A 22,834-nucleotide genomic window follows, 5' to 3' on the forward strand; every position below is an offset into this window, starting at 1 on the left:
CAGATAAGATCCATTTTCTCAGTCTAACGCCGTAGACCCGGCAATATAGCAAATTTTATTGCAACAGCATTTATACAAACGCGCCCTGTCACAGTTTCAGCCTGCACCATTTGTGCTTTGCCTCAAAAAGCCTAATGGTGATTGGGCACTCAGCGCTATGATGTTAAGATACCGTTGTAATTTTGTATAAGACAGGTCTCTCCCCTATGCAACAGCACTATCAATTTGATGCCATAGTCATTGGCTCGGGCCCAGGTGGTGAAGGTGCCGCTATGGGGTTGGTGAAGCAGGGCGCCCGCGTGGCCGTGATAGAACGGTACAATAACGTAGGCGGTGGATGTACCCATTGGGGCACCATCCCATCCAAAGCCCTCCGCCACGCCGTTAGCCGCATTATCGAATTCAACCAGAACCCGCTTTATAACAATTCACGCACGCTCAGCGCGACATTCCCTGACATTTTACGCCACGCCGATAACGTCATTAATCAGCAAACCCGGATGCGTCAGGGTTTCTATGAGCGCAACCAGTGTAAGCTATTTGCCGGCGATGCGCGCTTTATCGACGCCAACACCGTTAGCGTCAGCTATATGGACGGCACCCAGGACACCATCCGCGCCGATCACATCGTTATTGCCTGCGGCTCACGCCCGTACAACCCGTCGAGCGTCGATTTTAACCATCCGCGTATTTATAACAGTGATTCCATTCTCGAACTGAACCACGAACCGCGTCACGTCATCATTTATGGCGCTGGGGTGATCGGCTGTGAATATGCATCTATCTTCCGCGGTTTGAACGTGAAGGTGGATCTGATCAACACCCGCGATCGTCTGCTGGCGTTCCTCGACCAGGAAATGTCGGACTCGCTGTCATATCACTTCTGGAACAACGGCGTGGTGATCCGCCACAACGAAGAGTTCGAGAAGATCGAAGGCACTGAAGACGGCGTGATTGTTCACCTGAAATCCGGCAAGAAAGTGAAGGCCGATTGCCTGCTGTACGCCAACGGCCGCACCGGTAATACCGACTCGCTGGGGCTGGAGAACGTCGGTCTGGAATCAGACAGCCGTGGCCTGCTGAAAGTGAACAGCATGTACCAGACCGCGCTGCCACACATTTATGCCGTGGGTGACGTGATTGGCTACCCGAGTCTGGCATCTGCCGCCTACGATCAGGGCCGCATTGCCGCACAGGCGATTTCCTCCGGCGAAGCCAGCGGACATTTGATTGAAGACATCCCGACCGGTATCTACACCATTCCGGAAATCAGCTCCGTCGGTAAAACCGAGCAGGAATTGACGGCGATGAAAGTGCCGTATGAAGTGGGTCGTGCACAGTTCAAGCATCTGGCCCGCGCGCAGATTGCCGGCATGAACGTCGGCAGTCTGAAGATCCTGTTCCATCGCGACACCCTGCAGATCCTTGGGATCCACTGCTTCGGCGAGCGTGCGGCAGAGATCATCCACATTGGCCAGGCGATCATGGAACAGAAAGGTGAAGGCAATACTATCGAATACTTCGTTAATACGACCTTCAACTATCCGACCATGGCCGAAGCCTACCGGGTGGCAGCGCTGAACGGCTTAAACCGCCTGTTTTAACGTGGTGCCCATGTAGCTTTGCATGTGCTCGCGGATCGCCTCGGCCAATTGCTCATAACGACTGCGCAATGGGGAGCCGGGGCGGTACACCAGCGCAATGGTGCGCTTGGGTTCAGGTTTGAAGCAGTCCAGGTAACACACGCCGTCGCGCTCACGCTGCGGCGGTACCGCCAGTGACGGCAGCAAAGTGATCCCACTGCCCGCCGCAACCATATTACGCAGCGTTTCCAGGCTGGTCGCCCGGAAATGGGTATCTTCGTCGGCCCCGGCCTGGAAACAAAAGCCCATCGCCTGATCGCGCAGACAGTGGCCATCTTCCAGCATCAACAACTTTTCACCGGCCAGATCCGGCATCGCCACGCGGTCACGCTGCGACCATGGGTGATCGGAATACACCGCCAGCTTCATCGGTTCGTCAAACAGCGGCACTTCAATAAAGGCTTCTGTTTCTTTCACCAGCGCCAGAATGGCGCAGTCAAGTTTACCGCTGTCGAGCTGTGCCAATAGCTGTTGGGTTTGCGCTTCATGCAGGTACATTTCCAGCTTGGGAAAGGTTTTGTGCAGCGTAGGAATGATCTGCGGCAGCAGATAAGGCCCGACGGTGGGGATCAGGCCGATATGCAGCGGCCCCGACATGGCTTCACCTTGCTGGCTGGCCATCTCTTTCAGAACTTTGACTTCGCGCAGCACGGTACGCGCCTGTTCCACCAGCAACAGGCCCGCCTGGGTGAATAACACCTTGCGACTGGTACGTTCGAGTAGCATCACACCCAGCTCGTCTTCCAGCTTACGGATCTGCCCACTCAGCGTGGGTTGGCTAACATGGCAAGAATCGGCGGCACGGCGGAAATGCCGGTGCTCGGCCAAAGCGACCAGGTACTCTAAATCACGAATATTCATTGTTTCCCTCCAGACCACGATAGCTCATGGCGATAGATAAGATAGCAATGAGCGATTAGATCTATCAAGCCCCGACGTCAATAATGTCACCCAACGAAGCGATACCGCGCTAACAGCTAAAAATTATTTTTCCTAATTAAGGGGTTAATTCATGTTTACCAGTCAAGAAGGCAAAAAAGTCCCTCAGGTTACCTTCCACACCCGTCAGGGCGACCAATGGATTGACGTCACCACCGACGACCTGTTCAAAGACAAAACCGTCATCGTGTTTTCACTGCCGGGCGCGTTTACCCCAACCTGTTCTTCCAGCCATCTGCCACGCTACAACGAACTGTCCAGCGTATTCAAACAGCACGGCGTTGACAGCATTCTGTGCGTTTCAGTGAACGACACCTTCGTTATGAATGCCTGGAAGGCCGATCAGCACGCAGAGAACATCACTTTCATTCCAGACGGCAACGGCGAGTTCACCAAAGGCATGGACATGCTGGTCGAGAAAGCGGATCTGGGCTTTGGCCCGCGCTCATGGCGTTATTCCATGCTGGTGCGCAACGGCGTGGTGGAAAAAATGTTCGTCGAACCTAACAAGCCGGGCGACCCGTTTGAAGTGTCTGACGCCGACACCATGCTGAAATACCTGGCTCCGGAATTCAAAGTGCAGGAGTCGGTTTCCCTGTTCACCAAACCGGGCTGCCCATTCTGCGCCAAAGCCAAACAAATGCTGCAGGAACGTGGCATCCAGTATGAAGAGATCATACTGGGTCAGGACGCCACCACCGTTAGCCTGCGCGCCGTCACCGGCCGTGCAACCGTACCTCAGGTCTTCATCGGCGGCCGTCATATCGGCGGCAGCGATGACCTGGAAAACTTCCTGTCAGCCTGATTTATAAGTAATAACAAAGCCAACGTGAACTTTTGGCGGGCTTCGGCCCGCCCTTTTTTTAGCTTTCAGGAGCGGATATGAAACAGTTGAATGTTGACGTCGCGGTCATCGGCGGCGGCACCGCCGGTCTGGGCGCCTATCGCGCCGCCAAGCTTGCCACCCCAAGCGTGGTGATGATCGAAGGCGGAGCTTATGGCACCACCTGTGCCCGCGTTGGCTGCATGCCATCAAAATTACTGATTGCCGCCGCCGAGGCGGTGCATCAAATCGAGCGCGCATCGGGTTTTGGCGTGTATCCCGCCGGAAAAACTACCATTAACGGCCGTGAAGTCATGGACCGTGTTAAACGCGAGCGCGACCGTTTCGTCGGCTTCGTACTGGAAGGTGTCGACGAAATCCCGGCCACCGACAAAATTCAGGGTTATGCCCGTTTCATCGACGACAATACTTTGCAGGTGGACGATCACACCCGCATTGTGGCGCAACGCATCGTTATCGCCACCGGTTCCCGCCCAAGCTGGCCGACAGCATGGAATGCGCTGGGCGACCGCTTGATTGTCAATGATGACGTGTTCAACTGGACTGATTTGCCAGACTCGGTGGCCGTGTTCGGGCCCGGCGTAATTGGCCTGGAGCTGGGGCAGGCGCTGCATCGCCTCGGCGTCGAAACCAAAGTATTTGGCGTTGGTGGTGCCGTCGGGCCGCTAACCGATAGTACGGTACGCAATTATGCCGCCAAAGCGTTAGGCGAAGAGTTCTATCTTGATGCCGATGTGAAAGTGGACATGATGCAGCGCGAAGGCGACAAGGTCTTTATCCGCTATCAGGGTCTGAACGGCTTACCGCAGGAGATCATGGTGGATTACGTCCTGGCTGCCACCGGTCGTCGACCGAACGTCGATAATCTGGGTCTTGAGAACACCCGTCTGGTGCTCGATGCCAGGGGCGTGCCTCAGGCCGATCGTCTGACGATGCAAACCAACGTGCCGCATATCTTTATCGCCGGTGACGCCAGTAACCAGCTGCCGTTATTGCACGAAGCCAGCGATCAGGCGCGCATTGCCGGAACCAACGCCGGAAGCTTCCCGGAAGTGACCCCGGGCCTGCGCCGCAGTGCGATCTCGGTGGTATTTTCCGATCCGCAGATCGCCATGGTCGGTTCCACCTTCCGCGAGCTGAATGAAAAATTCAGCGCCTGCGGCTGTTTTGAAATCGGTGAAGTGTCATTCGAAAATCAAGGCCGTTCACGAGTGATGCTGCGTAATAAAGGCATCCTGCACGTCTACGGCGAACAAGGTACCGGGCGTTTCCTCGGCGCAGAAATGATGGGGCCGGACGTCGAGCACATTGCTCACCTGTTAGCCTGGGCACATCAGCAGAAAATGACCATCAACCAGATGCTGGACATGCCGTTCTATCACCCGGTGATCGAAGAAGGCCTGCGTACCGCACTGCGTGACTTGCAGTCAAAACTGAAACTGGGCGAAGCCGAGGCGGAACGCTGCCAGCGCTGTCCGGGCGAGTAGTTCTTCCCCCTGCTATCTATCCCCACCGGGCCTTCGTGCCCGGTTTTTTTTGCGCTTCGAATTCCACTCTTGTCGTTTGCTGCTTGCCGCTCAGCACATGTCAGGTCATTTTTACGTCGCCACATTGAAATGATATCAATAATGATACTAAAATAAGGTACATGCATGAAAGGAATCAGGAGTGCCATTGAAGATCTGCAACAACGGCAGAACAGCATCAGATTCACTGAGTTGATAACAATTTGTACGCGCTGGTTCGGCCCACCGCGTTTGAACGGCGGCAGTCATCACGTTTACCGCATGCCCTGGCAAGGCGATCCCCGGATTAATATACAACGCGGAAATGGAGGCACGGCAAAGGTATATCAGGTTAAACAGGTCATTGCCGCATTGGTCAAAATGGAGGATGAACATGGAAAAGCATGAGCATTACACTTATCGCATCACCTGGTCGGAAGAGGACAACGAATATGTCGGCCTCTGCACAGAATTCCCTTCCCTGTCGTGGCTGGCCGCAACGCGTACCGCAGCGCTTGAAGGTATTGAAAAACTGGTTAGCGAGGTGATCAATGACCTGTTGGCACAGGGTGAAACACCGCCACAGGCGCTGGCCGAGAGAGTTTTCAGCGGCAAACTGGTATTGCGTATGACACCGGAACAACATCGACGTCTGGCGATCAACGCTATAGAGGAAGGTGTCAGCCTGAACCGCTATCTTTGCGCACGGCTGGCGGGATAGATAAAGGGCAGCACCGGGCTGCCCTTACGCCACTCAAGCCAAACGCTGTTTCGCTGCGGCGATCGCACTGGCGACCTGCTGAGGAGAAACACCGCCCTTAGCCGAACGTTTATCCAGACATGATTGAAGTGCCAGAATTGGGTATACGTCGTCGCCAATCACCGCGCTGAATTTCTGCAAATCAGCCAACGGCAGGGCTTCCAACGCCTTACCCTGGCGGATCGCCTCTACGACCGCCTCACCGACGATATGGTGCGCCTCACGGAATGGCACGCCTTTGGCGACCAGATAATCCGCCAGTTCGGTCGAGTTGGCGTAGCCCTGCTCTGCCGCTTCCTTACAACGCGGACGTTTCACCTGGATGCCATCCAGCACCAGCGCCGCCATCTGCAGACAGTCCATCCAGGTATCCAACGCGTCGAACAGCCCTTCCTTGTCTTCCTGCATATCTTTGTTGTACGCCAGCGGCAGGCCTTTCAGCGTCATCATCATGCCCGTCAATGCGCCCTGTACACGCCCGCATTTACCGCGGATCAGCTCCAGCGCATCCGGGTTTTTCTTCTGCGGCATCAGCGAGGAGCCGGAAGTCACGCGGTCGGACAGATCGACAAAGGCCGCTTCGCCGCTGTTGAAGAAGATCAGGTCTTCGGCAAAGCGCGACAGATGAACCATGCTGATGGAGGCGTTAGACAACAGTTCAAGCACGTGGTCACGATCCGAAACGCTGTCCAGGCTATTACGGGTTGCCGAAGCAAAGCCCAGCCAACCTGCCAATTGCTCACGGTCGATCGGGTACGCAGTGCCGGCCAGTGCGCCACTGCCCAGCGGGCTGACGTCCAGGCGTTTCAGCGTATCCTGCAGGCGGCTTTCATCACGCGCCAGCATTTCAACATAGGCCAGACACCAGTGCGCGAAGGTCACCGGCTGCGCACGCTGCAGGTGGGTATAACCCGGCATCACCGCATCCTGGTTGGCTTCGGCGGTTTCCACCAGCGCCTGTTGCAGTTGCACGATGGCCTGATGCAGTTCACCAATTTGGTGTTTGCACCACAATTTCAGATCGGTCGCGACCTGATCGTTACGGCTACGGCCGGTGTGCAGCTTTTTACCGAGATCGCCGACCTTGTCGATCAGCTTTTGCTCCACCCAGCTGTGAATATCTTCCGCATCGCTGCTGACAATCGCCTGCGGATCGGCCTGTACCTCTTCCAACAGCACGCTCAACGCCTGTTCCAGCTGTTGCTGCTCGGTCGCCGTCAATACGTTGACGGTCACCAGCGCTTTCGACCAGGCCACTGACCCTACGATGTCCTGTTCCGCCAGGCGATAATCGAAGCGCAAAGAATCATTTAACTGCTTGAACCGCTGATCTGCCGCCTGACTGAACCGTCCGCCCCAAAGTGCCATACCTTACTCCTGAATTTTATGCGAATAAGGGCGCAGCACGCTGCGCCCTTATCAAGTCACGCCGAATAATCAATAAAGTTACTTGTTCTTTTTCTCGTTCAGCGCACGAATGCGTGAAGAGAGCGAGAACAGGCGGATAAAGCCACCGGCATGGCTGTGATCGTAAACTTCGTCTTCGCCAAAGGTGGCGAACTCTTCAGAGTACAGGCTATTGGCAGATTTCTTCTGAATTGCCGTTACCTGGCCTTTGTACAGCTGCAGCACCACTTCGCCGTTCACTTCTTCGGCCAGTGCCTCAGCAGATGCTTGCAGTGAACGACGCAGCGGCGCGAACCAACGGCCATCGTACACTACGTAAGCCATTTCCAGGCCCAGCTGCTCACGCCATTTGAAGCTATCGCGATCCAGAACCAGCTGCTCAACGCCACGCAGTGCCGCCACCATGATGGTGCCGCCCGGGGTTTCGTAGCAACCGCGGGATTTGATACCCACCAAACGGTTTTCCACGATATCGATACGGCCCACACCATGTTTGGCGCCCAACACGTTCAGGGTTTCCAGGCATTTGTACGGGCTCAACGCTTCGCCGTTTACCGCCACTACCCGACCTTTCTCGACGGTGACAGTCACCTGCTCTGGCTGATCCGGAGCTTCCTGCGGATCGACGGTCCAGACCCAGCAGTCTTTATTCGGTGCATTCCACGGGCTTTCCAGCACGCCGCCTTCGGTAGAGATATGCCAGGCGTTTTCGTCACGGCTGTAGATTTTTTCCAGCGACGCCGTGGTCGGGATGTTGCGCTCTTTCAGGTAGTCCAGCAGCGCTTCACGGGAACGCAGGTTCCACTCGCGCCAAGGGGCTACCACTTTCAAGTGCGGCGCCAGTGCGGTATAGGTGGTTTCGAAACGCACCTGGTCGTTACCTTTACCGGTTGCGCCGTGGCACAGCGCGTCAGCACCGACCTTCAACGCCAGCTCAACCTGCGCCTTGGCGATGATCGGACGGGCCATTGAGGTCCCCAGCAGGTAGCTGCCTTCATACAGGGCACCGGTTTGCAGCACGGGGTAAACATAATCACTGATGAATTCTTCACGCAGATCAACAACGTGACACTCAGAGGCACCGGATTGCAGGGCTTTTTGCTCCACGCCTTCCAGATCGCTGCGCTCCTGGCCGATATCTGCCACGAATGCCACCACTTCGCAGCCGCCGTAGTTTTCTTTCAGCCAGGGAATGATGGCCGAAGTATCCAGGCCGCCAGAGTACGCCAGAACGATTTTTTTGATGCCTTGGTTTTGCATGGTCTTTTCCTTTTTAATTCTAAATTTAAGCGAGGATCCGGGTGCCAATCGACACGCCGTTAAACAGTGCAGGAAGCTGATCGGCATGGCGCCAACTGGCGATATCTACCGGGCGACCGAGGGTGCGGGCCGCATCGAGCGCCGCATTCACCTTCACCACCATACCATCAGTGATGATGCCCTGGGCAATCAGTTGTTCCGCTTTTTGCGCCGTCATTTCTGCGATGCGCTGCCCTTTTCCGTCGAGGATGCCACTGACATCCGACAGCAGGATCAAATCCGCACCCAGCGTGGCGGCCAACGCGGTCGCCGCCTGATCGGCGTTTACATTCATTAACTTCCCATCGGCGGTAATACCGATAGAGCTGATCACCGGCAGGTAGCCGGCACCCAGCAGGGTATTGAGCAACGCTGGCGACCCCGGCTGCGCGTTGCCTACGTGGCCAAGCGCCGGATCGAGCGGGGTGACGGTGACGCTGCCGCCGTCCGCCAGGCTCAGGCCTACGGCATTAATCTGGTGTTTGATCGCCCATGCCAGCAAGGTTTTGTTGGCCGTACCGGCCAGTGCGCCGGTGATAATGTCGATCTGATCGGCCGGGGTAACCCGCAGCCCATTTTTCTTCACCACCGGCAGGGAAAGCTGCTTCATCAGTTCGTCCACCACGCAACCGCCGCCGTGGACGATAACCAGTGGGCGCTGATGCTGCTGGCGGTAGCTGTCCAGCGCGGTAAACAAACGCTCCAGCGCTTCTTCACTGTCTAATAACACGCCACCTAACTTGATAATTAACGGGTTCATCGCTGTTTACATCCCACGCTGGTGATTTATTAAAGTAATGACTGGGTTTCCGGGAACCCAAAACGGATATTCAGGCATTGCACCGCCTGAGCGGCTGCGCCTTTCAACAGGTTGTCTTCCACCGCCACGGCAATCAGGTGTTCGCCCTGCACGGCAAAGCCGATATCGCAAAACGGCAACCCAACCACTGACTTCAGCGCCGGCACGCCTTTGTCGTACAGCCGCACCAGCGGTTTGTCGTCATAGGCAGCGTGATAAACGGCGGCCACGTCCTGCGCGGTCACGCCGGCTTTAAGGCGACAGGTGATGGTTTCGAGAATACCACGCGGGAAGTTACCCAAATGTGGCGTAAAGATGACCGGCACTCCCAGGTGCGCGACGATTTCCGGATGATGGCGGTGGTTGAAAATCCCGTACGGCTGCAGGCTCACCTCACAGAAGCTGGTGGTAACGCTGGCCTTGCGGCCCGCACCGCTAACGCCGCTGGTGGCGTTGATGACCGGCCACTGGTCGAGGTTCAGCAAACCTTGGTCGATCAGCGGTTTCAGTGCCAGCTGCGCTGCCGTTGGGTAACAGCCTGGCACGGCTATCAGCTGCGCCCGTTTGATTTCGTCGCTCTGCCACTCCGCCAGGCCATATACCGCCTGCTCCAGCAGCTCGGCATGCCGATGTTCAAAACCGTAGTACTGGCTGTAGAAAGCGGTATCTTTTACGCGGAATGCACCGGAAAGATCGAACACCACGCAACCGGCGGCCAGGAACGCCGGCGCGATATCGTGGCTGACCTCATGCGCCGTGGCCAAAAACACCACGTCGATACCTTCAGCCGCTTTCGCAACGTCAACCAATGGTTGCAACGGCAGATCAACGATGCCTTTTAACTGAGGGTGCAAATCGGAAAGCAATTTTCCTGCATCTGCACTTTGCGCTGAAACCGCTAAAGCGGTTATGTTCATGTGTGGGTGACGATTAAGGTACGCCGTGAGCTCCGCTCCGGCATAACCGCTGGCACCGACAATCAGCGTATTCAACATGGGGCCTTTCACCTTCTTGACTTGCGTTTGGTCGTTTTCGACTCAGGTTTCCAGGCTCACCAGCGTTGTTTCGCCGTTCACCCACGAGGTCGAGCGTTGATGTTTTTATAATCATCCGGGAATCGGGTTCCCTTACGCTCCAGCTTACTGTATTTTTATTCACAATAACTGCATGAATATTGATACCAACCTAACCAAAGGCTGTCAACAGTGAAGATGAAATTACCTCCATTTATTGAGCTGTACCGGGCGTTGATCGCCACTCCGTCGATCAGCGCCACCGATGGTGCCCTCGATCAGAGTAATGAAGCGTTAATCAACTTGCTGGCCGGCTGGTTTGCCGATTTGGGTTTCCGCGTCGACGTGCAGCCGGTGCCGGACAGCCGCAACAAATTCAACCTGCTGGCAAGCATTGGCGAAGGCAGTGGCGGCCTGCTGCTGGCGGGCCACACCGATACCGTGCCTTATGATGAAGGCCGTTGGACACGCGATCCTTTCACCCTGACCGAGCACGACAATAAGCTGTATGGACTGGGTACCGCCGACATGAAGGGCTTCTTTGCCTTTATTTTGGATGCGGTGCGTGACATCGATGCCAGCCAGCTGACCAAACCGCTGTACATTTTGGCCACCGCAGATGAAGAAACGACGATGGCCGGCGCACGTTACTTCGCCGCCTCGACCAGCATCCGCCCTGACTTCGCGATTATCGGCGAACCGACCTCATTGCAGCCGGTGCGTGCGCACAAAGGCCATATGGCCAACGCCATTCGCATTGTCGGCCAATCTGGCCATTCGAGCGACCCGGCGCGCGGCGTGAACGCCATCGATCTGATGCATGACACCATCGGCCGTTTGATGGAGCTGCGTAAAACGCTGCAGGAGCGCTACAACAACCCGGCATTCGCCGTGCCTTATCCCACCATGAACTTCGGCCATATCAGCGGCGGCGATGCCGCTAACCGCATCTGCGCCTGCTGTGAACTGCATCTGGATATCCGTCCGCTGCCGGGCATGACGCTCGACAATATCAACGAACTGATGCACCAAACGCTGGAACCCATCAGCCAACGCTGGCCGGGCCGCCTGAGCATTGAAGAACTGCATGCCTCGGTACCGGGCTACGAGTGTCCGACCGATCATCAGATGGTGGCGGTGATTGAGAAACTGCTGGGCACCCGTACACAGGTGGTCAACTATTGCACCGAGGCGCCGTTCGTCCAGCAGGTCTGTCCGACCCTGGTGCTGGGCCCCGGCTCTATCGACCAGGCGCATCAGCCGGATGAATACATCGATACCGGCTTTATCGAACCCACGCGCAAACTGCTGGGCCAACTGGTCAATCATTTCTGCCGTCAATAAACCTGATACAAAGTAGGGGTTATGATTTATCATTCCCCCTACCTCAAAATACGTATTAAACCAATGAAATAAGCCAGACTGATAACCGGCGTGCCGTAATTAAATTTCAGAAAATGCGCCGATTTTGATGTTTTTTTGCTAAAAATAGTGTCAATTGACGATTGGACAGGAACGTGGCGAGATGAAACAGGCGCTCTTCGCCTGACACGTGAAATTTACTTACAAGATAAAAATCATCTACCCAATAGATTTCAAGTTGCAGCTAGGCGGCGAACGCTTGAATCCCCGGGAGCTTGGATCAACCAAGTGAACGGGGTGAGAGCGCGAAGCCAACACCGCTGTGGCTTGAAAGATGAAGGGTAAATACAGAATTGGGTCAGGGGTTATATGAACGAACAATATTCGGCAATGCGAAGTAATGTCAGTATGCTCGGCAAATTGCTCGGCGATACCATCAAAGAAGCGCTGGGCGAGCATATTCTCGATCGCGTTGAAACTATCCGTAAGCTTTCCAAATCTTCACGTGCAGGCAATGAAGCGCACCGTCAGGAGCTGCTTTCCACCTTGCAAAACCTGTCCAACGACGAGTTGCTGCCGGTCGCACGCGCCTTCAGTCAGTTTCTCAATCTGACCAATACCGCCGAGCAGTACCACAGCATTTCACCCAACGGTGAAGCCGCCAGCAACCCGGAAGCGCTGGCCCAACTGTTCACCCGGCTGAAAGACAAAAAGCTCAGCACCAAAGAGCTGCAAAATGCGGTGTCTCAACTTTCTATCGAGCTGGTGCTGACTGCGCACCCGACGGAAATCACCCGCCGCACCCTGATCCACAAACTGGTAGAGGTGAACACCTGCCTCAGCCAGCTCGACCATAACGATCTGGCCGACTACGAGCGCAACAAGATCATGCGCCGCCTGCGTCAGTTGGTGGCTCAATCGTGGCATACCGACGAGATCCGCAAACACCGTCCGTCCCCGGTTGACGAAGCCAAGTGGGGCTTTGCGGTGGTGGAAAACAGCCTGTGGGAAGGGGTCCCTGCCTTCCTGCGCGAATTCAACGAACAGCTGGAAAATTCCATCGATTACAGCCTGCCGGCGGAGGCGGTGCCGGTGCGTTTCACGTCCTGGATGGGCGGTGACCGCGACGGCAACCCGAACGTCACGGCCGAGATCACCCGCCACGTGCTGCTGCTGAGCCGCTGGAAAGCCTGCGATCTGTTCACCCGCGATATTCAAGTGCTGGTGTCCGAACTGTCGATGACCGAATGTACTCCGGAACTGCGCGCACGGGCCGGTGGTGACGAGGTTCAAGAGCCGTACCGCGAAATCATGAAGCAGCTACGCAGCCAGTTGATGAGCTCTCAGGCCTATCTGGAAGGCCGCCTGAAAGGCGAGCGCGTACTGAAGCCGCACGATCTGCTGGTGAATAACGAACAGCTGTGGGAACCGCTGTTCGCCTGTTACCAGTCGCTGCAGGCCTGCGGCATGAGCATCATCGCCAACGGCCAATTACTGGATACCCTGCGTCGCGTGCGCTGCTTTGGTGTGCCGCTGGTACGCATCGACGTTCGCCAGGAAAGCACCCGCCACACCGAAGCCATCGCCGAACTGACCCGCTACCTGGGCCTTGGCGACTACGAAAGCTGGTCAGAAGCCGACAAGCAGGCGTTCCTGATCCGTGAACTGAATTCCAAACGCCCGCTGGTGCCGTTGAAGTGGGAACCGAGCGCCGACACCCAGGAAGTGCTGGAAACCTGCCGGGTGATCGCCGAGGCGCCAGAAGGCTCGATTGCCGCCTACGTGATCTCCATGGCGCGCACGCCTTCGGACGTGCTGGCGGTTCACCTGCTGCTGAAAGAAGCCGGTTGTCCGTTCCCGCTGCCGGTCGCGCCGCTGTTCGAAACCCTCGACGACCTGAATAACGCCGACGACGTGATGACCCAGTTGCTGAATATTGACTGGTACCGCGGCTTTATCCAGGGCAAACAGATGGTGATGATCGGCTATTCCGACTCGGCGAAAGACGCCGGGGTGATGGCCGCCTCCTGGGCGCAATACCGCGCTCAAGACGCACTGATCAAAACCTGCGAAAAGGCCGGCGTAGCGCTGACTCTGTTCCACGGCCGTGGCGGTTCGATTGGCCGCGGCGGCGCACCTGCGCATGCGGCACTGCTGTCACAACCGCCGGGCAGCCTGAAAGGCGGTCTGCGCGTGACCGAGCAAGGCGAGATGATCCGCTTCAAATTCGGTCTGCCGGAAGTCACCATCAGCAGCCTGGCGCTGTATGCCGGTGCTATCCTGGAAGCCAACCTGCTGCCGCCGCCAGAGCCGAAAAAAGAGTGGCGTACGCTGATGGATGAGCTGTCAAACACCTCATGCAAAATGTACCGTGGCTACGTGCGCGAAAACCCGGATTTTGTGCCTTATTTCCGCGCCGCCACGCCGGAACTGGAGCTGGGCAAACTGCCGCTGGGCTCCCGCCCTGCCAAGCGCAAGCCAAACGGCGGTGTAGAGAGCCTGCGCGCCATTCCGTGGATCTTCGCCTGGACGCAGAACCGTCTGATGTTACCGGCCTGGCTGGGCGCCGGTGCCGGTTTGCAGGAAGCGGTAAAAGCCGGCAAGCAGGATCAGCTGGAAGCCATGTGCCGCGACTGGCCGTTCTTCTCCACCCGTATTGCGATGCTGGAAATGGTGTTCGCCAAGGCCGACCTGTGGCTGGCGGAATATTACGACCAACGCCTGGTGGACAAATCGCTGTGGCCACTGGGCCAGCAGCTGCGCGATCAGTTGGAAAGCGACATCAAGGTGGTGCTGACCATCGCCAATGACGCGCACCTGATGGAAGACCTGCCGTGGATCGCCGAATCCATTGCGCTGCGTAACGTGTACACCGACCCGTTGAACGTCCTGCAGGCTGAGCTGCTGCACCGTTCGCGCCAGCAGGAGCACCCGGACGCCCGCGTTGAGCAGGCGCTGATGGTCACCATTGCCGGCGTTGCTGCCGGGATGCGCAATACCGGCTAGGTTAAGCGCCAAAAGCACGGCTCCTGCTTGCAGGGGCCTTTTTTTTATCCCCCGCTGACGGATGCTGCATCTCAACGGGTTGCCCAGCAGCGGTATTGGAAGAAATTGCGCCCAACAAAAAGGGCGCTGTATTGACCCAGCGCCCTTCCCGATGATGATGAATAGAGTGAATCAGGCCGCGACCGGACGCACACCCAGCGTATGGCAAATGGCGTAGCTCATCTCGGCACGGTTGAGCGTATAGAAGTGGAAATCCTTTACCCCTTCGCGGCTGAGGATCTTCACCATATCCATCGCGATATTGGCGCCGACCATTTTGCGGGTTTCCGCGTCGTCATCCAGCCCTTCAAACATGCTGGTCATCCAGCTCGGTACGCGTACGTTGGTCATGGTGGCAAAACGCTGCAGCTGCTTGAAGTTGGATACCGGCAGAATGCCCGGGACGATTTCCACATCAATGCCGGTAGCGACGCAACGATCGCGGAAGCGCAGGTAGCTTTCCACATCGAAAAAGAACTGGGTAATCGCCCGGTTGGCGCCGGCATCGATTTTACGTTTCAGGTTAATCAGGTCCGCCTGCGGGCTTTTCGCTTCCGGATGCACTTCAGGGTAAGCGGCAACCGAGATATCGAAATCGCCAACCTCCTTCAGCAAGGCCACCAAATCGGTCGCGTACATGTCCGGCTTGCCGCTGCCCGGTGGCAAGTCGCCACGCAGTGCCACTATATGCCGGATGCCGCTGTTCCAGTAATCGGTCGCAATCTCACGCAGCTGAGCCGGGCTGGCATCTATGCAGGTCAGGTGTGGGGCCGCATCCAGACCGGTGCGATCCTTGATCCCTTTGATGATGCTGTGGGTGCGATCGCGCTCGCCGGAGTTAGCGCCATAGGTCACGGAAACAAATTTTGGCTTCAGGCTGCTCAGGCGGTCAATGGATTGCCACAGGGTGTCTTCCATCTCGCTGGTGCGCGGCGGGAAGAATTCAAATGATACGTTAATCTGGCCGTTTAACTCCGCCAGACTCTGATTCAGCGCTTCCCGCTGGTTTGCGTGGAAAAAACTCATACCCTGCCCGCCTCTTATCGATCGCTGTTCTGCTTGTTTTGATAAGCGTCTATACGTTTAGACGTCTAGATAGAAAATGCCGTATGTTGGCTAAAGAGTCAACAGGAAAGTGAGGGGAATACGATGATTAATCCTCACCCGTTAAGAGAAGGAATTTCATGTTCGCAACACAGAGAATTATGGCAGGAAAAACGAGGGGCGCGACGGATGCGCGCCCACAAGAAAATTAAAGCAGCTGCGCCAAACGGTTAAGGTCTGACTGGATCGCGCCGGCAGTGACGTCGCGCCCGGCCCCGGGTCCACGGATCACCAGCGGATTGTCACGATACCAACGGCTTTCGATAGCGAATACGTTATCGCAAGGCAGCAACGACGCCAGCGGGTGCTCAGGGCGGACCGCTTCTACACCGACCCGCGCCTTGCCGTTGGCATCGAAACGCGCAACATGGCGCAGCACCAGCCCCATTTCACTGGCGGCCTCAAAGCGCTGCAGCATCTGTTGGTTCAACGCATCACCATTTTCAAAGAACTGATCCACGGAGCCAAGCTCTGCGCCCGCAGGCACCAGCGACTCCACCCGCACCTGATTCGGCTCAATGTCGTAGCCCGCTTCGCGCGCCAGGATCACCAGCTTGCGCATCACATCCTGACCGGAGAGATCGACGCGGGGATCCGGTTCTGTCAGCCCCTGTTGCCAGGCCTGATCCACCAGGTCGGTGAACGGCACCGTGCCGTCGAACTGCAGGAACAGCCAGGACAGCGTACCGGAGAAGATGCCGCTAATGGCCAGAATGCTGTCACCACTGTCGCGCAGATCGCGTACCGTATGGTTGACCGGCAGACCGGCACCGACGGTAGCGTTATACAGCCAGTGGCGGCCGGTCTTGGCAAAGGCATCACGAATTTGGCGATAGTTGGCGCTGCACGACGCTCCCGCCAGTTTGTTGGCGCTGATCACATGGAAACCGTAGCTGGCGAAGTCCAGATACTGCTCGGCCAGATTTTCACTGGCGGTCACGTCCAGCACCACCAGATCGTCAAACGGGTGCGCGCGCATCCACAAGAACAACGACTCCTCGTCCAGTTCCTGCGCTTCGTCCTCGAAGAAGGCCAATACGCGGCTGGCGTCCAGCCCGTCGTAATTGAGCAGGCTGCGGCGACTGTCCACCACGCCCGCCAGGCTGAATTCGAAGCCGCTGCGGGCGGAGATGTTTTTCTGCTCGCGGGCAAACAACTCCAGCCAGCGTGCGCCGATATTGCCTTTGCCGAACAGCACCAGACCAATACGTTTTTCAGCGCGGAACAGGGTCTGATGCAGGCCCTGAATCAGCAGCGCGGTTGGCCCCTGACGCAGCACCGCCACCATGCTGATGCCGTCTTCAGCCTGCCAGATAAACTCTACCGGCTGGTCTTTCAGTTGCTGATAGAAGCGATGGCTGTGCAGCGGGTTTTTACAAACGCCGGCACCTACCAGCGCCACCAGCGCCAAGCCTTCGCGCAGTTGCAGCTCACCCGGCAGCCCCGCGTTTTGCAGCGTGTGCAGGACGCTGTTCACCACTTCGGAGGTGTAGCACAGCTGAACCAGACTGCGGTCCGGATGAACCCCTACCGCCAACGGTTTGATCTGCGCGCGCTTAAGCACCAAATCCAACTCTTGCTGCGCCAGTTTAAAATCATGCTGACTGGCAACCTGCAGCTCAATCAAACACACGTCGTCATGGCTGGTGACGATCTTCGCACCGGTGCCCGAGGCCAGCACGCGTTCGATACGCGTTGAACCCTGTTCCGGCTGATAACTGCAACGCAGTTGAAGATCGATATCGCTGCCGGATACCGGCTGCAAAGTACGGGTGTGCAGCACCGGAGCCGCCAAACGCGCCAGTTCACTGGCTTCGTCCAGGCGCAGCAGCGGCAGCAGGCAGGCGTCTTTCACCTTGCGGGGATCGGCGCTGTAGACCCCAGCCACGTCGCTCCAGATGGTCACGCGCTCCGCACCGGCCAACGCACCGACCTGCGTGGCGGAATAGTCACTGCCGTTACGCCCTAACAGCACGGTTTCACCGGCGTCATTACGTGAAATAAAACCGGTCACCACCAGGCGTTTGCCCGGATGCTGTGCCAGCAATTGTTGCAGCAGAGGATAAGAACGGCCTTCATCAACCTGCGGCTGGGCAGCACGTTCCGCCCGCAGGAAATCGCGCGCGTCCAACCAGGCCGCCTGCATATCCAGCTTGTTCAGTACCGCCGCCATCAGGCGCGCCGACCAGATCTCGCCGTGGCCAACCACCTCGGCATAGATGACGTCGTCGAGCTTTTCGTCCAGCAACACGGCCAGACGCTCCAGATCCTGAATAAACTCGGCGATCAAGGGTTCAGCGGTTTCCGGCGGTAACAGACCGCTAATCAAATCGCTGTGATAACGACGCAGCGTCTGCTGAACCTGATGCGCAGAAAGGCGATCGCTCTGACTAAGCTTCAGCCAGCTAATCAGTTGGTTGGTGGTGCTGCCGGCAGCCGACACCACCATCATGTCGCCTGGCTGGCTGTATTCGGCCATGATCCCGGCCACCCGCAGATAACACTTCACGTCCGCCAGGCTGCTGCCGCCAAACTTGTGCAGTTGACGCCCGCTCACCGGCCCTGCTACCGCAATTGCATTCATGCTTACCTCGTTGCCGCCGCCTGGAAGGCACGTTCCAGATCGGCAATCAAATCTTCACTGTCTTCAATACCCACGGAGATACGCAGCAGGCTCTCGGAAATACCGGCCGCCGCACGGGCTTCTGCCGCCATACCTGCATGGGTCATGGTCGCTGCATGCGAGATCAGGCTTTCTACGCCGCCCAACGATTCTGCCAGAGTAAACAGCTCAAGGGCAGACAGAAAACGGCGCAATAGCGCTTCATCACCGTCCAGTTCAAAGCTGAGCATCGCGCCAAAACCGCGTTGCTGACGACGTGCAATCTCGTGCCCAGGGTTCTGTGGCAGAGAAGGATGATACAGCTTTTTCACCAAGGGTTGCTGCTGTAAATAACTGACAATAGCTTCGGCGTTTTGTTGCGCCGCCTTGATACGCGGCGACAGGGTACGCATGCCGCGCAGCAACAAATAGCTGTCGAACGCGCCGCCGGTCACGCCGATATTATTGGCCCACCACGCCAGCTCCACCGCCAGATCTTTATCTTTGGCGATCACCGCACCGGCGACCACGTCGGAATGGCCGTTAAGATATTTGGTGCAGGAATGCACCACCAGATCGGCACCCAGCCCGATGGGCTGCTGCAGCGCCGGGCTGAGGAAGGTGTTGTCCACCACCGTCAAGGCCCCCACTGCGTGCGCTGCATCGCATATCGCCGCAATATCCACCACGCGCAGCAGCGGGTTACTTGGACTTTCAATCAGCACCAGCTTGGGCTTTTGCGCCAATGCCTGCTGCAACGCCTCTTCATTCCCCTGATCGACAAACAGCACGCGGTAAGCGCCACGCTTGCTGAGGCTATCGAACAACCGGTAGCTGCCGCCGTAGCAATCATGCGGCGCCACCAGCAGATCGCCGGGCTGCAGCAATACGGTGGTCACCAGATGGATCGCCGACATCCCGCTGCTGGTCATCACCGCACCGGCACCGCCTTCCAGTTCCGCCAGCGCACGCTGGACCACGTCACGCGTCGGGTTCCCGCGGCGCGAGTAGTCATGAGCGCGAGGCTGATTGAAGTCGGTAAAATTATAGGTGCTGGAAAGGTGGATCGGCGGAACAACGCAGCCGTACTGTTCGTCATCGTTCAGGCCGCTACGTACGGCAATCGTGGCAGGTTTACGCGTCATAGGGTCGCTCGGCTCTCGGGATTCGGATGAATGAGGCCTAAAGATTAATCGCAGCGAGGATAGACGTCAATACATCTGGACATCTAAACTTCTTTGCGTATAGATTGAGCAATGCCCTAATACCCGCTAAAATTATGCCGGTTTGATATGACGATACGATGTTAACCCGGAATGCATAGGCGACACCTATTGATCGTCCGCATTCAGTGACCCTGGTCGCGTATAATTGACATTTATTTAGTGAGAACAGTGAAGATCGGGCATAATTGGCCGGTTTTTAGAATTTTGTAATTTTTCTGACAAATTTAAGGTGTCCCATGGCTGAGTGGAACGGCGAGTATGTCAGCCCTTACGCTGAACACGGTAAAAAAAGCGAGCAAGTCAAAAAGATCACGGTATCCATTCCGCTGAAGGTCCTGAAAATCCTCACCGATGAACGGACCCGTCGCCAGGTCAATAACCTGCGCCACGCCACCAACAGCGAATTGCTGTGTGAAGCGTTTCTGCACGCCTTTACCGGCCAGCCGCTGCCGAACGACGAAGACCTGCGCAAAGAACGCAGCGATGAAATCCCGGAAGCCGCGAAGCTGTTGATGCGTGAATTGGGTGTGGATCCCGATACCTGGGAATACTAAGCGCCGGTCTGCGAAAGCAGACGGTAGAAACGAAAAAAGGCGCCGAAGGCGCCTTTTTCATCTGACGATAAGAAATCTTATTTCTTAGCGCCTGGCACGCTGAAACGCTTGTTGAAGCGGTCAACGCGGCCACCGGTAGCAACGTCACGCTGCTTGCCAGTGTAGAACGGGTGGCATTCGCCACAAACGTCCAGGTTCAGATCGTGACCCACGGTAGAGCGGATTTTGATCACGTTACCGCAAGAGCAGTTAGCAGTAACTTCTTCGTATTTTGGGTGGATACCTTGTTTCATGGGAAACCTCAGTTAAGGCCGTGTCGCTATCCAGCCCTGTTTCGCCAGACACCACACGTGGTTGATAATAAAATTTGGTATCGAATTATACCAAAGGCGGCAAATTATACAGAATTAAAAGTACCACGCAATCGGAACCGTACATTTGCCGATGCGCCGTGTAAACTGATGGACTGTTTTTTTACTCTGGATGACCTCAATGCCTGTTGTTCACGTTGCTTTGCCGGTACCCCTCGCCCGCACCTTCGACTATCTGCTGCCGCAAGGCCTGCAGCCTGCGGTCGGCGCGCGCGTAGGCGTTCCCTGGGGCAAGCAGCGGGCGATCGGTATCGTCACCGGCTGCAGCGAAACCAGCGAATTGCCGCTGGATAAGCTCAAACCGATCGACAGCGTGATCGACGACGCCTCCTTATTCTCCTCCAGCCTGTGGCGTATTCTTCGCTGGGCCAGCGACTATTACCATTACCCGATCGGCGAAGTGCTGTTCCACGCGCTGCCCATCCTGCTGCGTCAGGGGAAGGCGGCGGAAACGGCCCCGCTGTGGCAATGGTTCGCGACCGAACAGGGCCGCGCCACGCCGCCGGAAAGCCTGAAGCGCGCCCCCAAACAACAGCAGGCGCTGGCGGCATTGCTGCAACGCCCGGTTTATCGCCACCAGGTCAATGAACTGGCGTTAACCGAGAGCGCTTTGCAGGCCTTGCGCACCAAGGGGCTGGTCGATTTACGGGCCCAGACGGTAGCAACGCAAGACTGGCGGCCCGGCTTTGAAGTGCTGGGCGAACGGTTACGATTGAACACCGAGCAGGCAACCGCCGTGGGCGCCATCCGCAGCGAAGATACTCAGTTCGCCGCCTGGCTGCTGGCCGGGGTCACCGGCTCCGGCAAAACCGAGGTCTATCTCAGCGTGCTGGAAAACATTCTGGCTGCCGGCAAACAGGCGCTGGTGCTGGTGCCGGAAATCGGCCTGACGCCGCAAACCATCGCCCGCTTTCGCGAACGCTTCAACGCGCCGGTAGAGGTGCTGCACTCCGGTCTTAACGACAGCGAACGGCTGTCGGTGTGGTTGCGCGCCCGCAGCGGCGAAGCGGCGATTGTCATCGGCACCCGCTCGGCGCTGTTTACCCCGTTTGCACGCCTGGGCGTGATCATCATCGACGAAGAGCACGACAGCTCTTATAAACAGCAGGAAGGCTGGCGCTACCACGCACGCGATCTGGCGGTGTTTCGCGCCCGCGAGGAAAACATCCCGATGGTGATGGGCTCCGCGACACCGGCGCTGGAAACGTTGCACAACGTGCAATTGGGCAAATATCGCCAGTTGAAACTCACCCAGCGTGCAGGCAACGCCAAACCGGCGGCTCAGCACCTGATCGATCTGAAAGGCCTGCCGCTGAAGGTGGGGTTGTCGCAGCCGTTGCTGAAAAGCATGCAGCACCATTTGAAGGCCGGTAACCAGGTGATGCTGTTCCTTAACCGTCGTGGCTACGCCCCGGCGTTGCTGTGTCACGAATGCGGCTGGATTGCCGAATGCCAGCGCTGCGATCATTACTACACCTTCCACCAAAACCAACGTCAACTGCGCTGCCACCACTGCGACAGCCAGCGCCCGGTACCGCACCAGTGTCCGCAGTGCGGTTCGACGCATCTGGTGTCGGTGGGCGTCGGCACCGAACAGTTGGAAAACGAACTGGCGCCGCTGTTCCCGGAAACGCCCATCACCCGCATCGATCGCGACACCACCAGCCGCAAGGGCTCGCTGGAACAGCACCTGGCGGATATTCACCGCGGCGGTGCGCGTATTTTGATCGGTACCCAGATGCTGGCAAAAGGGCACCATTTCCCGGATGTCACGCTGGTGGCCTTGCTGGACGTTGACGGTGCGCTGTTCTCGGCCGACTTCCGTTCCGCCGAGCGTTTTGCCCAGTTGTATACCCAGGTTTCCGGTCGTGCCGGCCGGGCAGGTAAAGCCGGCGAAGTGTTGCTGCAAACCCATCATCCGGAACATCCGCTGCTGCAAATTCTGTTGCAACAGGGCTACGACGCCTTTGCCAAACAGACGCTGGCAGAGCGCAACAGCGTATTCCTGCCACCCTATACCAGCCACATCATTGTCCGTTCGGAAGATCACGACAACCAACAGGCTCCGCAATTCCTGCAGCAATTGCGCAATCTGCTGGAAGCCAGCCCGCTGAAGGACGATTCCCTGTGGGTGATGGGGCCGGTTCCCGCGCTGCAGTCAAAACGCGGCGGCCGTTTTCGTTGGCAGTTACTGTTGCAGCACCCTTCACGGCAGGTGTTACAACGGCTGATGAAGAGCACCCTGCCGTTAGTCGGTACCCTGCCGCAGGCACGCAAGGTGAAATGGACGCTGGACATCGACCCGATAGACAGCTGAACCCAGAAAAGTCTGATTCAGTTCCTGCCAGGCAAACGTTTACC

General features: G+C 57.1%; 17 protein-coding genes. 8 read left to right on the forward strand and 9 right to left on the reverse strand.

Translation table 11 applies throughout. The annotated features are described in order from the left end of the window. Positions 1-206 precede the first annotated feature (206 nt). Positions 207-1,604, forward strand: coding sequence for a Si-specific NAD(P)(+) transhydrogenase (sthA, locus tag M495_RS23495; RefSeq protein ID WP_020837515.1), 1,398 nt, complete (start codon positions 207-209; stop codon positions 1,602-1,604). On the opposite strand, the gene oxyR is transcribed toward sthA, so the two are convergent. Next, entirely contained in the window at positions 1,587-2,504 is a 918-nt protein-coding gene (gene oxyR, locus M495_RS23500; protein ID WP_020837516.1) for a DNA-binding transcriptional regulator OxyR, read from the reverse strand. The genes sthA and oxyR overlap by 18 nt on opposite strands. Positions 2,505-2,655: 151 nt before the next feature. Here oxyR and M495_RS23505 point away from each other — a divergent pair, with 151 nt between their 5' ends. The 3 genes from M495_RS23505 (at position 2,656) to M495_RS23520 (ending at position 5,652) form a co-directional block, all read left to right on the forward strand. Beyond that, positions 2,656-3,387 carry a glutathione peroxidase gene (locus tag M495_RS23505; protein ID WP_020837517.1) on the forward strand — a complete coding sequence of 244 codons (732 nt, stop codon included), beginning with the start codon at positions 2,656-2,658 and terminating at the stop codon, positions 3,385-3,387. 77 nt (positions 3,388-3,464) lie between these two features. Continuing rightward, positions 3,465-4,913 (forward strand): dihydrolipoyl dehydrogenase, encoded by a 1,449-nt coding sequence (locus tag M495_RS23510; RefSeq protein ID WP_020837519.1) that lies wholly within the window; start codon positions 3,465-3,467, stop codon positions 4,911-4,913. A gap of 412 nt (positions 4,914-5,325) precedes the next feature. Continuing rightward, the gene (locus M495_RS23520; protein ID WP_020837523.1) at positions 5,326-5,652 is read left to right on the forward strand and encodes a type II toxin-antitoxin system HicB family antitoxin; all 327 of its coding nucleotides are present in this window, start codon (positions 5,326-5,328) and stop codon (positions 5,650-5,652) included. A gap of 33 nt (positions 5,653-5,685) precedes the next feature. Here the strand turns inward: M495_RS23520 and argH are convergent, their stop codons facing one another. The 4 genes from argH to argC form a co-directional block, all read right to left on the reverse strand. Then, the gene (gene argH / locus M495_RS23525) at positions 5,686-7,059 is read right to left on the reverse strand and encodes an argininosuccinate lyase (RefSeq protein WP_020837524.1); all 1,374 of its coding nucleotides are present in this window, start codon (positions 7,057-7,059) and stop codon (positions 5,686-5,688) included. Between the two features lie 78 nt (positions 7,060-7,137). Then, on the reverse strand, positions 7,138-8,358 hold the full coding sequence (locus tag M495_RS23530; RefSeq protein WP_020837526.1) for an argininosuccinate synthase: 1,221 nt from the start codon (positions 8,356-8,358) through the stop codon (positions 7,138-7,140). A gap of 25 nt (positions 8,359-8,383) precedes the next feature. Then, positions 8,384-9,157 carry an acetylglutamate kinase gene (gene argB / locus M495_RS23535; protein ID WP_020837527.1) on the reverse strand — a complete coding sequence of 258 codons (774 nt, stop codon included), beginning with the start codon at positions 9,155-9,157 and terminating at the stop codon, positions 8,384-8,386. Positions 9,158-9,186: 29 nt separating this feature from the next. Further along, complete coding sequence (argC, locus tag M495_RS23540) at positions 9,187-10,191, reverse strand: N-acetyl-gamma-glutamyl-phosphate reductase (RefSeq protein ID WP_020837528.1); 1,005 nt, start codon at positions 10,189-10,191, stop codon at positions 9,187-9,189. Positions 10,192-10,407: 216 nt separating this feature from the next. Here argC and argE point away from each other — a divergent pair, with 216 nt between their 5' ends. Both argE and ppc read left to right on the forward strand, forming a co-directional pair. Then, a complete protein-coding gene (gene argE, locus M495_RS23545) occupies positions 10,408-11,553 on the forward strand; it encodes an acetylornithine deacetylase (protein ID WP_020837529.1) in 1,146 nt (381 codons plus the stop codon). Between the two features lie 387 nt (positions 11,554-11,940). Further along, positions 11,941-14,577: a phosphoenolpyruvate carboxylase gene (gene ppc, locus M495_RS23550; RefSeq protein ID WP_020837530.1), complete on the forward strand. Its 2,637-nt coding sequence runs from the start codon at positions 11,941-11,943 to the stop codon at positions 14,575-14,577. A gap of 171 nt (positions 14,578-14,748) precedes the next feature. Here the strand turns inward: ppc and metF are convergent, their stop codons facing one another. From metF to metB, 3 genes are all read right to left on the reverse strand, one after another. Beyond that, positions 14,749-15,642: a methylenetetrahydrofolate reductase gene (gene metF, locus M495_RS23555; protein ID WP_020837531.1), complete on the reverse strand. Its 894-nt coding sequence runs from the start codon at positions 15,640-15,642 to the stop codon at positions 14,749-14,751. Between the two features lie 226 nt (positions 15,643-15,868). Continuing rightward, positions 15,869-18,304 (reverse strand): bifunctional aspartate kinase/homoserine dehydrogenase II, encoded by a 2,436-nt coding sequence (locus M495_RS23560; protein ID WP_020837532.1) that lies wholly within the window; start codon positions 18,302-18,304, stop codon positions 15,869-15,871. A 2-nt stretch (positions 18,305-18,306) separates the two neighbouring features. Further along, on the reverse strand, positions 18,307-19,467 hold the full coding sequence (metB, locus tag M495_RS23565; protein WP_020837533.1) for a cystathionine gamma-synthase: 1,161 nt from the start codon (positions 19,465-19,467) through the stop codon (positions 18,307-18,309). Positions 19,468-19,784: 317 nt separating this feature from the next. Here metB and metJ point away from each other — a divergent pair, with 317 nt between their 5' ends. Next, positions 19,785-20,102 (forward strand): met regulon transcriptional regulator MetJ, encoded by a 318-nt coding sequence (gene metJ / locus M495_RS23570; protein ID WP_012147461.1) that lies wholly within the window; start codon positions 19,785-19,787, stop codon positions 20,100-20,102. Between the two features lie 77 nt (positions 20,103-20,179). Here metJ and rpmE read toward each other — a convergent pair whose 3' ends face one another. Beyond that, complete coding sequence (gene rpmE, locus M495_RS23575) at positions 20,180-20,395, reverse strand: 50S ribosomal protein L31 (RefSeq protein ID WP_012147462.1); 216 nt, start codon at positions 20,393-20,395, stop codon at positions 20,180-20,182. 199 nt (positions 20,396-20,594) lie between these two features. On the opposite strand from rpmE, the gene priA reads away from it, so the two are divergent. Then, the gene (gene priA / locus M495_RS23580; protein WP_020837534.1) at positions 20,595-22,790 is read left to right on the forward strand and encodes a primosomal protein N'; all 2,196 of its coding nucleotides are present in this window, start codon (positions 20,595-20,597) and stop codon (positions 22,788-22,790) included. The last annotated feature ends 44 nt before the right edge of the window (positions 22,791-22,834 follow it).

Source organism: Serratia liquefaciens ATCC 27592 (assembly GCF_000422085.1).
Classification (GTDB): Bacteria; Pseudomonadota; Gammaproteobacteria; order Enterobacterales; family Enterobacteriaceae; genus Serratia; species Serratia liquefaciens.